This window comes from Deltaproteobacteria bacterium (assembly GCA_020848745.1).
Classification (GTDB): Bacteria; Desulfobacterota; Binatia; order UTPRO1; family UTPRO1; genus UTPRO1.
In genome coordinates, this window is record JADLHM010000098.1 from 180,865 (window position 1) to 193,026 (window position 12,162).

Genomic DNA, 12,162 nt, shown 5'->3' on the forward strand with positions numbered 1-12,162 from the left:
CGCCACCGTATCCGCGTGCCGGCTCTGCCGCCAACGGGCTCGTCACCACATGGGTGACGACGGCGCCGAGGGGGGCCGGCTATTGCGTTCGTCCATGCCCCCCATCGATCCACAAGACGGCGAGCCCGGCCGCCGGGAAGACGATCGCGTCGCCGAGCGACCCGGCCGCGTCAGCATCGAGCGCAACGGACAAGAGTATCTGGTGACGATCAACGGCGCCGCGTTCGTGGCGTTGTCTCGCGCGCAGGCCGAAGGCATCGCGCGGCGAATGCGTGGCGGGACGCGGCCGCTGCGCGTGATCTGACGGGCGCCCGTCCTCACCGGACCGCGGCCCGTCGGTGTGGCCGCCGCGAAGGAACCGCGCTATGAGGCGCGCGGGTCCAACTCCCCGTGACGCCGCCGAGCACCGACGCCCTGGCACCTCCGTCCTTCTTCCGCGACGTGTGGCGGCTCGGGATGATTTACTGGCGCACGCGGGCGGCGCGCGCCGGCGCGGCGCTGCTGCTCCTGGCGATCGCCCTCGAGCTCGCCACCGTCTACAGCGCGGTCCTGGTCGCGCGCACGCAGGCCGCCGTGTTCGACGTCCTCCAGGATCGCGACGTCAAGGCGTTCCTCGGCGCGCTCGGCCTCCAGGCGGCGGCGATGCTCGGGACGATCCTGGCCGGGACCTTCCGCATCTACGTGCGCCAGATCCTCGAGGTGCGCTGGCGCCGCAAGATGACGGCCGAGTACCTGCGGCGCTGGATGACGCCCGAGGCGTTCTGGCAGCTCGAGCTCCACGGCGCGGCGATGGACAACCCCGACCAGCGCATCGCCGAGGACATCCGCGCCTACGTCGCGAGCGCGCTCGGGCTCTCGCTGTCGCTGCTGTCGAGCCTGGCGGCGCTGGCGTCGTTCGGCGGCATGCTGTGGGGCTTGTCGCGCGGCTGGCCGATCGCCCTGCCGACGGGCGACGTCTGCGTGCCGGGCTTCCTGATGTGGGTGGCGATCGGCTCCGCCGCCTTCGCGATGTGGATCACCCACGTCGTCGGCCGGAAGCTCGTGCCGATCAACTTCGACAAGCTGCGCTACGAGGCCGACTTCCGCTACGGCCTGGTGCGCTTCCGTGATCACGTGGAGTCGGTCGCGTTCAGCCGCGGCGAGGTGATCGAGCGCCGCCGCCTGCTGCAGCGCTTCGGCAGCATCGTCGAGAACTGGTGGCAGCTCATCCGCGCGCAGCGGAACCTCTCGCTGCTGACGCTCGGGCTCGGGCAGATGAACGGCGTCGTGCCGATGCTGCTCGCGGCGCCCGCGTATTTCGGGGGCCATCTCACGCTCGGCAAGATCACGCAGGTCGGGTTCGCGTACGGCCAGGTGTCGGGGGCGCTCAACTGGTTCGTGAACGCGTATCAGGAGATCGCGCAGTGGCGGGCGAGCATCCAGCGTCTCACGTCGTTCGCCGACGTCATGACGACGACCTCGCGCGAGCTCGCACACGCGAAGCGCCTGGAGGTCGAGCGTCGCGACGACCCGACGCTTCGCTTTCACGATGTCGTCCTCAACAGGCCCGACGGTCAGCCGCTCGTCCGCGCGGTCGGCTCGATCCGGCAAGGCGAGTCGATCACGCTCCTCGGTCCGACCGGCAGCGGCAAGACGACGCTCTTTCGCGCCCTCGCCGGCCTCTGGCCGTTCGGCGCCGGGCGGATCGAGATCCCGCGCGAGGCGCGGCTGCACTTCGTGCCGCCCCAGCCCTATTTCCCGGTCGGGAGTCTGCGCGTCGCTCTCACCTATCCCGATCTCGAGGTGCACTACTCCGACGAGGTCCTGCGCGAGGCGCTGCGGGTGATGGATCTCGGCTTCCTCGCGACGGCGCTCGACGACCAGGCCCAGTGGCACGTGCGGCTCTCGGTCGCCGAGCAGCAGCGGCTCTCGCTCGTGCGCGTGCTCGTGAAGACGCCGGACTGGCTCTTCCTCGACGAGGCGACCTCGGCGCTCGACGAGGCGATGGAGGCGAAGGTCTACGGCATCCTGCGCGCGTACCTGCCGCACGCGACGCTCCTCTCGATCGCGCACCGGCCTTCGGTCGCGGCGCTGCACGACCGCCGCTGGAAGCTGGTGCCCGGCGACGACGGCGTCGGGTTGGTGGTGGTCGACGACGGATGACGATGCCGCGCCGTCAGTACGCGACGAGCGCCTCGAGGTCGCCCGTCGCCTCGTTCCGCGCGACCACGAGACGCGACATGCAGGGCATGCAGTACACGCGGTCGCCCGGGAGGAGCGTGCGGCTCGAGCGGATCACGACCTTGCAGACGGGGCAGATGACCTCGTTCGGCGCGAGCCGGTCGCCGGCGCCCTTCCACTTGCGGTAGAAGCGCCGGTACTTCTTCGGGACCTCGTCGAAGCCGCTGTCGTCGAGGACGAAGCGCTGGCGCTCGCCCTTCGGATCGTTGGCGGCGGGGCTGCCCGCGGCCGGCTCGCCTTCGTCGCCGTCGATCCCGGCGGCGCGGCCGTCTTCGAGGCCGTGGCTCATGATCCGAACCCCAGGCGCTCGACCGACTCGAGATAGATCCGGCCGAGGCGCTCGTTCTCGTCGCGCGGCATGCCGAGCGTCCGCACGGTCTCCTCGAGCGACTCGAGTACGAGGTGATCGAGCTCCTGCTTGATCCGGCCGATGCGGGCGCGGATGTGCGGCGACGCGGCGACGCGCCGCCCGAGCTCGTTCTCGCCGAAGCCCATGTGGCGGCGCTCGTCCTTCACGACCCCGCGCAGGATCTCGGCGGTCACCGGGTCGGCCTCGCGCGCGTGGTCCTGGAAGACGGCGAACTCGAGCGACTCGAGGATGACGTTCTGCGCGAAGATCGCGGCTTCCCAGTCCTTGCCCGCGACGAGTTCGAGGAGGCGCCGGCGGAACGTCTGGAGGCTCCGGCCGGCGCGCCGGTCGACCTCGGCCTCGGGATCGGCGACGCCGAGCTCGCGCATGCGATGGTAGAAGACCTCGAGGTGGCGGCCCTCGTCGGCCACCTGGGTCGCGAGGAACACCTTGGCGAGCCGATTGGGCGCGATCACGATGAGCCCGCTCGCGCCTTCGAGTGCCGCCGACTCGCCGACGCAGTAGTTGCAGAGGACCGTGATCAGGCGATCACGGTCCTCCGCCGCCATGGGCGCATCGACCGTTTCGGGCCGGTGTCCCCAGGTCGTACCGGACAGATAGCCCTCGACCGCCTGGAACCAGAACTCGAAGGAGTGCACCTCCTCGTAGAAGCTCTGGGGATCGAGGTCGTGGACGTCGCTCACGGGTGCGCGGGCGTCTGGTACTCGAGGCCGATGCGGCCGAGGCGGGTCTTGAACTCCTTCAGGACCGTGGCCGCCAGGAGATCCTCCATCTCCTCGGGTGTCATCGCGCCGAGGTCGGCGCCCTGGAAGCGCGCGTGGCTGCGCTCCTGACCGATGCGCTCGAGCTCCGCGACGGCCTGCGTGTTGCGGAAGGCGTCGGCGAACGTCGCGAGCATGAAGTACGACATGTCCTTCTGCATCTTCTCGATGTCCGGGCGGCGTTCCGGACTATCCTTGATGAGCGAGCCGATGCGGTTCTCGCCGAAGCCCACGTGGCGCCGCTCGTCGGCGATCGTGCCGGAGAGCGTGTGCGCGAACTTCGGGTTCATCTCCTCGTTCATCGCGTGCATCATCTCGAAGACGCTGAAGGCCATGCCCTCGAGGACGATGTTCTGGCCGACGACGCCGGCGATGAAGTCCTTCTTGTCGACCTTCTCGAGGAGCACGCCCGCGAACTTCACGAGGTTCGGGTTCGCGTACCGCGTGAGGGTCGACTCGAGGTCGTCTTTGCGGACGCCGAGGTCGTAGAGGCGCTGCGTGAAGATCTCGACGTGGCGAGCCTCGTCGAGGGTCTGGGTCGCGAGGAAGCGCTTGCTCGCCTCGTCGGGCGCGCTGTTGATGAGGCCCGAGGAGGCGGCGAGCGCGCAGCGCTCACCCACGACCAGCTGCACCGTCGTGCGGATGGCGTCCTCGTGCAGGACCGGGTTGCTCTTGAGCAACTCGATTTCCTGTTCGCCCGGTTTGTGACCGTAGACGGTTCCTTCGAGGTAGCCCTGCGGGCAGGACTCGAGCCAGTTCTGGATCGAATACGCGGAAAGGAAATCAGCCATGGATCGCTCCTTGTTCAACGGCGGGGATTCGCCCGCTCGGAGAGGAGCAAGGCGCGTGCCCGGAACGCCCGCCCGCGCGCGGCCGGAGCCGAGGCGCTTTCCCATCGTCGGCGAGCGCCCCAGTCTCTCGCCCCGGAATCCGGGCGCGGGCCGCTTCCCAAACTTGGGAAGCGCGCCGGTCCGGCCTCGCGCCGCCACAATGATGCGCTTCTCATCTTCGGGGTGGTACGGCGGCTGCAAGGTCGGCGGGCATGCAGTGCGGTGGACCGCCGATGATGCCCGTCCTTTCCGCGCCGCCGGCGCCGGTCGCCTGGCGGCGCGAGCCGTTCCGTCTCTTCTTCCCGGTCGCCGTCGTTCTCGGCGCGATCGGCGTCGGGCACTGGCTCTTCTACGCGACCGGTATCACCACGACCTACTCCGGCTTCCTTCACGGCCAGGTCATGACCCAGGCCTTCATGATGGCGCTCGCCGTCGGTTTCCTGATGACGGCGGTGCCGCGGCGGACGCAGTCGGCGCCCCCCGCGGCGTTGGAGATGGCCTGCGCGCTCGCCGCGCTCGTCATCGTGACGGCGGCGGCGCTCGCGGGCCGCTGGGCGCTGGCCCAGCTCGCCTACGCGGCGCTCTTCCTCGTGCTGCTGCAGTTCGCGGTGCGCCGCTTCCTCGGTCACGGCGCGGCCCGCCGGCCACCGGCGTCGTTCGTGCTCGTGCCGATCGCGGTCGCGCACGGGCTCGCGGGCGCGCTGCTCATCGCGCTCGCGACGCGTCCGGGAACCTCGCCCGTGGTGCTCGCGCTCGGACGCCTCTTCGTCGAGCAGGGCGTCTTCCTCTGCCTCGCGGTCGGGGTCGGGAGTCTGGTGCTGCCGCTGATGGCCGGTGAGCCGCCGCCGGCGGATCTCGGGAGCTCGCCGCGCGAGCGCGCGAAGCTCGCGGCCTACGCGCTCCTCGGCGCCGCGCTCTGCGCCTCGATGGTGGTGGAAGCGGCCGGCTGGGTGCGGCTCGGTCCGCTCTGCCGCGCCGCCGTCGTCGTCGGCGGCCTCGTGCTCGGCGGCGGCGCCGCGCGTCTCCCGAAGAAGCCTGGCCTGCACCGCCGCCTCGTCTGGCTCGCGGTGTGGCTCATGCCGGTCGGCCTCGTCGGTGCGGCGCTCGCGCCCGACCTCCGCATTGCGATGCTGCACGTGCTGTTCATCGGCGGCTTCTCGCTCATGGGATTCGGGGTCGCGACCCACGTCTCGCTGAACCACCTCGACCTCGAGCGCCTAGCGCTCGGCCGGCCGCCGGCGGTCGTGGCGCTCGGCCTCTGCATGGTGCTCGCGATGCTCGCGCGCGTCGGCGCCGACTTCTCGGAAGGCTACTTCGATCACCTGGCGTGGGCCGCCGCGCTCTGGATCGTCGGCGCGGGCGCCTGGCTCGCCTTCCTCGGACCGCGGCTCCTCGGCCGCGCGCCGCGCGCGGCGCCGATGCCGGCCCACGCGCTCGGTCCGGTCGCGGCGTATCTGGTCGCCGACCACGAGCGGCTCGACGCGCTGCTCGCCCGCACGGTCCGGCATCCGGACGCGCTGGACCCGGTCGCGTACGATCGCTTCCGGCGCGGGCTCCTCCGTCACATCGGCATGGAGGAGAAGATCCTCCTGCCGGCGGCGCAGCGCCGGCGCGGCGGGGAGCCGCTTCCCGAGGCCGCGCGGCTGCGGAGCGACCACGGGGCGCTCGCCGCGCTCCTCGTGCCGCGTCCGACGCCCGCGATCATCGCGGCGATCCGCCACGTCATCGCCGCCCACAACGTGCTCGAGGAAGAGCCGCGCGGCGTCTACGCGGTGTGCGAGGCGCTCGTCGGCGATGCGGGCGAGGCGCTCGCCGCCGCGCTCCGCGACGCGCCCGAGGTGCCGGTGCACGCTCCGGTCGACGACGTGCGCGTGCTCGACGCCACGCGGCGCGCGCTCGCGCGCGCCGGATACGACCCGGCGCTCGTATGAGGCACGCGGTGACGTACGCGGAGCCGGCGGCGGCTCCTTCAGTCCTCGCCCGCGGCGAGTTCGCGCAACATGCCGACGTCGGCGAGGGCGAGGGCGTGCCGCGCCGAGCGTACGACGCCGGCCTTGTGCCACTTGCTGGTGATGCGGATCGCCGTCTCGACGGTCGTGCCGACCATGTCGGCGAGCTCCTGGCGCGTGACCGGGAGCACCGTCACGCCGTCTTCCGTGTGGCCGATCTTCGTCGTGAGCGCGAGGAGCACGCGCGCGAGCCGCTGCTCGACGGGCTCGAGCGCGACCGACTGCAGGCGCTCGTGGGCGCTGCGGAGCCGTGTCGTCGCGAGCGCCAGGATCGCCGAGCGCAGCGTCGGGTGGCGCTGGCAGATCTCGCGGACGAGCTTCGCGGGTACGCGCCAGGCCGTGCTCGGCTCGACGGCGATCGCCGAGGCGGGGTAGGGGCGATCCTCGAGCGCGACGACGGCGCCGAAGAACTCGCCCGGCGGGATCACCTCGAGCACGATCTCGCGGCCGCTCGGCCCGGCCTTCACGATGTGGACGAGCCCCTCGCGCACGGCCCACACGTGGGTCGACGGCTGGTCCTGGGAGAAGGCGATCGCGCCCTTCGGGAGCGCGACCTCGCGCGCCGCGGCCTTCACGAGCGCCCGCTCGCTCGGCGGCAGGGTCCGGAAGCCGGGGAGCTCCTCCATCCGGCCCGTTCTCTAACCTGTATGAGGCGAGTCATACAACGCGGCGGCGCGGCGACCGATGGTCCGCGCATGGAAGAGACCATCGCTTTGTTGTTGCGGCAGCACGACGAGCTGCTCGCGTGCCTCGACGCGACCGCGCGGGAGCTCGCGGCCCTCACGGCGCCGCTCGCCCGGTTCGTGACCCGTCTCGAGGCCGAGCTCGACGGGCATTTCACGGTCGAGGAGCAGACGCTGTTTCCGAAGCTCGCCGCGTCCGCGGACGTGACGCCGGGGACGATCGCGCTCGTCCTCGACGAGCACGCCGCTGTCCGTGCCCGCACGCGCGCGCTCGCCGAGGCCGTCGACCACGGCAGCGTCGCGCAGCGGGTGGCCGCCGCGGAGTCGTTGATCGACCTGCTCCGCGCCCACGTCGCCAAAGAGGACGCGATGCTGCTCGCCGTCGCGGCCGCGATTCCGAATCTCTGAGGGAGGTGTCGATGCTTTCGAAATCCGCTGCTCGCGCGTTCTTTCTGGTGGGCACCGCCGTGTGCTCGCTCGCCTTCGTCGGCCTCACGGTCGATACGTTCGGCCGGATCCCCGCGCAGACGCACTCCGACGCGATCACCCCCGAGGTCGCGCGCGGCAAGGTGCTCTGGGAGGCCCACAACTGCATGGGGTGCCACACCATCTTCGGCGAGGGAGCCTACTACGCGCCGGAGCTCACCAAGGTCTACGAACGGCGCGGCCCCGACTTCATCCGCGCCATGCTGCGCGATCCGGAGGCGATGTATCCGGGGCAGCGCCGCATGCAGAACTACCATTTCGACGACGGCGAGATCGAAGACCTGCTCGCCTTCCTCACGTGGAGCGGCCGGGTCGACCTGAACGGCTTCCCGCCGAAACCGACGTTGATGCCGATCGCGGTGCCCGAGTCCGGGAAGGACGGCGCGGTCGCGACCAGCGTCGATCGGCCGCAGATCTTCAACCAGCTCTGCGTCGCCTGCCATGTGCTCGGCGGGCAGGGCGGCACGGTCGGGCCGGCGCTCGACGGCATCGGCGCGCGGCGCGACGCCGCGTATCTCCACGACTGGCTGACCGACCCGCGCGCCGTGAAGGCGGACGCCCGCATGCCGAAGCTGCCGCTCACGCCGGGGCAGGTCGACGAGCTCGTCGCATTCCTTTCGCACCTCAAGACTGGAGGGACGCCGTGAAGTACGCCTCGCAGAAGGTCGCCTACTGGTTCTTCGCCACCTGCATGCTGCTGCTCGGTCTGCAGATCGTCTACGGGTTCATCATGGCGTTCGCGCACGCCGGCTTCGACGTGCTGCACGCGGTCATCCCGTTCCACGTCGCGCGTGCGACCCACAACAACCTCCTGGTCGTCTGGCTCCTCTGCGGCTTCATGGGCGCGGCGTACTTCATCATCCCGGAGGAGGCGGACCGCGAGCTCATGTGGCCGACGCTCGCCTACGTGCAGCTCGGGGCGCTCGTCGCGGTCGGCGTGACTGCGATCGCGGGCTTCCACGTCGGCTGGTTCGAGGGCCGGAAGTTCCTCGAGATCCCGCGCCCGCTCGACTATCTGGTCGTCGTCGACGTGCTGCTCTTCATCGCCAACATCGGCGCGACGGTCTGGTACGGCCGGCGCTTCACGACGACCTCGCTCGTGCTGTTCTTCGGGCTGCTGTCGGCGGCGCTGCTCTACCTGCCTGGCCTGATCGACACGACCAACCAGACCGAGGACTCCTACTGGCGCTGGTGGGTCGTGCACCTCTGGGTGGAAGGCGTCTGGGAGCTGATCCTCGGCGGCATCCTGTCGTACCTGCTGCTGAAGCTGACGGGCGTCGACCGCGAGATCGTCGAGAAGTGGCTCTACGTGATCGTCGGGTTCGCGTTCCTCACGGGGATCCTCGGCACCGGCCACCACTACTACTTCATCGGCACGCCGCGGTATTGGCTGTGGATCGGCGGCGTCTTCGGCGCGCTCGAGCCGCTCGCGTTCCTCGGTATGGCGATCTACGCCGTCGCGATGGCGCGCCGGGGCGGGCGGCGCCATCCGAACTCGGTGGCGATGCTGTGGACCGTCGGCTGCGCGATCATGTCCTTCGTCGGTGCCGGCTTCCTCGGCTTCGCGCACACGCTGCCGCAGGTGAACATGTACACGCACGGCACGCTGATTACCGCGATGCACGGGCACCTCGCGTTCTGGGGCGCCTACGCGATGATCGTGCTCGGCATCATCAGCTATGCGATGCCCCTCATGACGGGCCGCAAGTGCTACCAGGCGCCGAGCGCGATGATCGCCTTCGGGGCGAGCAACGTCGGAATGGTCGCCATGACGCTCGCGTTCGCGGTCGCCGGCGTCACGCAGGTCTACCTGGAGCGTCGGATCGGAATGGACTTCGTGACCGTGCAGCAGGAGATCGAGGTCCACTTCTACGGGCTGATCCTCGCGGCCGCCCTCTTCACGGGCGGGATCGCGATGTTCATCTGGAACTTCGTGTCGTACGGATTGCCCGTCGACACGCTCGTCGGCGCCGAGCTGGAGATCGAGGAGGAGGTGCACGTGCGGGTGGTGACGTCGTGACCGCCATGCCGAAGCCGGCGCCGGGCGCGCCGACGGGCGCGCGGCCGCCCTACTACCGGCCGATCGCCGGCGAGGCGCAGGTCTTCCACTACGCCTACGAGAGCCGTCTGCCGTTGCTGCTCAAGGGGCCGACGGGCTGCGGGAAGTCGCGCTTCGTGGAGGCCATGGCCGCGGGCGTCGGTCGTCCGCTCGTCACGGTCGCGTGCAACGACGAGACGACCGCGACCGACCTCCTCGGCCGCTGGCTCGTCCGCGGCGGCGATACGGTCTGGCAGGACGGGCCGGTGACGCGCGCCGTCCGCACCGGCGCGATCCTCTATCTCGACGAGATCGCCGAGGCGCGCGAGGACGTGATCGTCGTCCTGCACTCGCTGTCCGACCACCGCCGCGCGCTCTACGTGGACCGCATCGACGCGACCCTCGAGGCGCCGCCCGAGTTCATGATGGTCGTGAGCTACAACCCGGGGTACCGCCGCGCGCTGAAGGAGCTGAAGCCGTCGACGCGGCAGCGCTTCGTCTCGCTCGCCTTCGGCTATCCCGCGCCCGAGATCGAGGCGGAGATCGTTTGCGCCGAGTCGGGCGTCGAGATCGCGACGGCCCGGCGGCTCGTGGCGCTCGCCGGCAGGATCCGCGCGCTCGACGAGCTCGGGCTCGCGGAGACGGCGTCCACCAGGCTCCTCGTCGGCGCGGGGACGCTCATCCGCCGCGGGCTCGCGCCGCGGCTCGCGTGCAACGTCGCCGTCGTGCAGCCGCTCACCGACGATCCGGCGACCGCGACCGCGCTCCAGGACCTCGCGGACCTCACCTTCTGAGTAGTGATGGGGCTCGAGGAACGCATCTTCGGCCGCGTGCACCGGGCGCTCCGGAACGCGACCCGGCGGTCCCGGCGCCCGCCGCCGCACGCGGCGACCTTCGCGCCGCTCGGGCCGCGCCTCAGGCTCCTCGCCTGCGCCCTCGCGGGGACCGACGTCGACGTCGGCGCGGCCGAGGACGACGTCGCGCCGCGCGAGCGCCGCATCACGGTGCCCGCGGCGATCGGGATCGCGGCGACCGTCGCCGACAACGTGCGACTCTACCAACTGCGGGTCGCGCACGCGGCGACCGCGCTCCGCCTCGGCCTGCGGCTGCCCGCGGGGACGGACGCCGCGGCCGCCGATCTGCAGGCGCTCCTCGCCGTGCCCGCGATCCGCGCCGCCGCGGCGCGGGCGCTCCCCGGCCTGCCGGACCTCGCGGCGGCGCTCGCGCCCGCGATCCTGGCGTCGCGTCCCGCCGTGGCGAGGCTCGCCCCGGCGGACGCGGCGCTCGAGACCCTGGCCCAGCTCCTGCTCGGTCGCGCGGCGTCCGAGCTCGGCGCGCGCGTCCCGGCGCAGACGCTCGCGTGGGCCGAGGGCGCCGCGGCGGCGGATCCCGCGACGCCGGACGCGCGCGCGGCGGCGGCGCGAGCGCTCGCGGAGCTCGGGCTCGGCGGCGGCCGGCTCGCGCCCGTCGTCACGTGGGGCGGGTTGCCGTCCCGCGCCGACGACGCGGTGGCGCCCGCGGCGCGCCGGCCGGGCGACCTTCCGTCCGCTTCGGGGACCGAGCGCGAGCGGCCGCGGCCGCCGGCGACGACGCGCACGATCGATCTCGGCGACGACGCGGCGGCGGAGAACCCCGCCGTCCACTCCTTCGAGAAGGTCCACACCGCCGAGGAGTATCGCGGCGGCCGGCGGCGCGCGGATGCCGAGGACGAGCTCGCCGATCACGCCGGGGCGCTCGACGAGCTCGATCTCCGCGAGGTGGTGCGTGGGGGCGAGCGTACCCGGTCGCTCTATCGGTCCGACCTCGCGTTCGAGAGCGGGGCGGGCGACCTCGAGGGCGCGCCGCCGGCCGTCGGCGCGCTCGCGTACGACGAATGGGACGCGCGCCACCGCCGCTATCGCCGGGGGTGGTGCAGCCTGCGCGCGACGCGGCTCGAGGAACGCCGGCCGGCGGCGGACGCCGCGCGCTGGTGGCGCGCCACCACGACCCGGCATCGCGCCCAGGTGCGCGCGCTCCGCGCCGCGTTCGCCCGCATCGAGGCGTCGCGGCGCTGGAAGGGCCGCCAACCCGACGGTCCCGACATCGACATCGACGCTCTGGTGCGGCGCCACGCCGACCTGGCGAGCGGCCACGCGCCGCCCGACCGCCTGTACTGCGCCCGCCGCCGCCACGATCACGACGTCGCGATTCTGATCCTGCTCGACGCGAGCCTCTCGACCGACGCCTGGGTCGAGGGGCGGCGCGTGCTCGACGTGGCGCGCGACGCGGTGCTCGTCGTCGGCGAGGCGCTCGCGACGACCTCGGTCACGGTCGCCGTGGCGGCGTTCGTGAGCCACACGCGCCACGACTGCCGGTTCGCGACTATCAAGGGCTTCGCCGAGCCGTGGACCGAGGGCGCCCGCCGGCTCGCGTCGGTCGAGCCGGCCGGCTACACGCGCATCGGCCCGGCGCTCCGGCACGCCACCCGCGTGCTCGCAGAGACGCCGGCCCGGCGGCGCCTGGTCCTGCTGGTCAGCGACGGCAAGCCGACGGACTACGATCGGTACGAAGGTCGCTACGGGGTCGCCGACGTGCGGCAAGCGGTACGGGAGGCGGAGCGGCGCGCGGTGCGCGTGTTCGCGCTCGCGGTCGACGCGGCCGCGCGCGCGCACCTGCCCGCGCTGTTCGGGAAGGGCAACTACGCGGTCCTGGCCCGTCCGGAGGCGCTCACCGGCGCCCTCGCGCGGGCCGTGGCGGAAGCGGTGCGATGAGGGCGCCGACTGTGA

12 protein-coding genes are annotated in these 12,162 nt (G+C 72.1%); 8 read left to right on the top strand and 4 right to left on the bottom strand.

Annotation, left to right across the window (positions count from 1 at the left end; all coding sequences use genetic code 11):
• The first annotated feature begins 49 nt into the window (after positions 1–49).
• Both IT293_14690 and IT293_14695 read left to right on the top strand, forming a co-directional pair.
• On the top strand, positions 50–304 hold the full coding sequence (locus IT293_14690) for a hypothetical protein (GenBank protein ID MCC6765902.1): 255 nt from the start codon (positions 50–52) through the stop codon (positions 302–304).
• Between the two features lie 86 nt (positions 305–390).
• Positions 391–2,142 carry an ABC transporter ATP-binding protein/permease gene (locus IT293_14695; GenBank protein ID MCC6765903.1) on the top strand — a complete coding sequence of 584 codons (1,752 nt, stop codon included), beginning with the start codon at positions 391–393 and terminating at the stop codon, positions 2,140–2,142.
• A gap of 13 nt (positions 2,143–2,155) precedes the next feature.
• Here the strand turns inward: IT293_14695 and IT293_14700 are convergent, their stop codons facing one another.
• Genes IT293_14700 through IT293_14710 form a run of 3 tightly spaced genes read right to left on the bottom strand, consistent with a single transcriptional unit; the run spans position 2,156 to position 4,142 of the window.
• The gene (locus tag IT293_14700) at positions 2,156–2,509 is read right to left on the bottom strand and encodes a hypothetical protein (GenBank protein MCC6765904.1); all 354 of its coding nucleotides are present in this window, start codon (positions 2,507–2,509) and stop codon (positions 2,156–2,158) included.
• Positions 2,506–3,273 carry a long-chain fatty aldehyde decarbonylase gene (locus IT293_14705; protein MCC6765905.1) on the bottom strand — a complete coding sequence of 256 codons (768 nt, stop codon included), beginning with the start codon at positions 3,271–3,273 and terminating at the stop codon, positions 2,506–2,508. Before IT293_14705 ends, IT293_14700 begins: the two co-directional genes overlap by 4 nt.
• Positions 3,270–4,142: a ferritin-like domain-containing protein gene (locus tag IT293_14710; GenBank protein MCC6765906.1), complete on the bottom strand. Its 873-nt coding sequence runs from the start codon at positions 4,140–4,142 to the stop codon at positions 3,270–3,272. The genes IT293_14705 and IT293_14710 overlap by 4 nt, the downstream gene beginning before the upstream one ends.
• Before the next feature lie 272 nt (positions 4,143–4,414).
• On the opposite strand from IT293_14710, the gene IT293_14715 reads away from it, so the two are divergent.
• Positions 4,415–6,112: an NnrS family protein gene (locus IT293_14715; protein ID MCC6765907.1), complete on the top strand. Its 1,698-nt coding sequence runs from the start codon at positions 4,415–4,417 to the stop codon at positions 6,110–6,112.
• 38 nt (positions 6,113–6,150) lie between these two features.
• On the opposite strand, the gene IT293_14720 is transcribed toward IT293_14715, so the two are convergent.
• Positions 6,151–6,816, bottom strand: coding sequence for a Crp/Fnr family transcriptional regulator (locus IT293_14720; GenBank protein MCC6765908.1), 666 nt, complete (start codon positions 6,814–6,816; stop codon positions 6,151–6,153).
• A gap of 69 nt (positions 6,817–6,885) precedes the next feature.
• On the opposite strand from IT293_14720, the gene IT293_14725 reads away from it, so the two are divergent.
• Genes IT293_14725 through IT293_14745 form a run of 5 tightly spaced genes read left to right on the top strand, consistent with a single transcriptional unit; the run spans position 6,886 to position 12,147 of the window.
• Positions 6,886–7,281: a hemerythrin domain-containing protein gene (locus IT293_14725; GenBank protein MCC6765909.1), complete on the top strand. Its 396-nt coding sequence runs from the start codon at positions 6,886–6,888 to the stop codon at positions 7,279–7,281.
• Positions 7,282–7,292: 11 nt separating this feature from the next.
• The gene (locus IT293_14730) at positions 7,293–8,006 is read left to right on the top strand and encodes a c-type cytochrome (GenBank protein ID MCC6765910.1); all 714 of its coding nucleotides are present in this window, start codon (positions 7,293–7,295) and stop codon (positions 8,004–8,006) included.
• Entirely contained in the window at positions 8,003–9,379 is a 1,377-nt protein-coding gene (locus IT293_14735) for a cbb3-type cytochrome c oxidase subunit I (protein MCC6765911.1), read from the top strand. The genes IT293_14730 and IT293_14735 overlap by 4 nt, the downstream gene beginning before the upstream one ends.
• A 5-nt stretch (positions 9,380–9,384) precedes the next feature.
• Positions 9,385–10,191: a CbbQ/NirQ/NorQ/GpvN family protein gene (locus tag IT293_14740; GenBank protein MCC6765912.1), complete on the top strand. Its 807-nt coding sequence runs from the start codon at positions 9,385–9,387 to the stop codon at positions 10,189–10,191.
• A gap of 6 nt (positions 10,192–10,197) precedes the next feature.
• A complete protein-coding gene (locus tag IT293_14745; GenBank protein MCC6765913.1) occupies positions 10,198–12,147 on the top strand; it encodes a VWA domain-containing protein in 1,950 nt (649 codons plus the stop codon).
• Positions 12,148–12,162 lie beyond the last annotated feature (15 nt).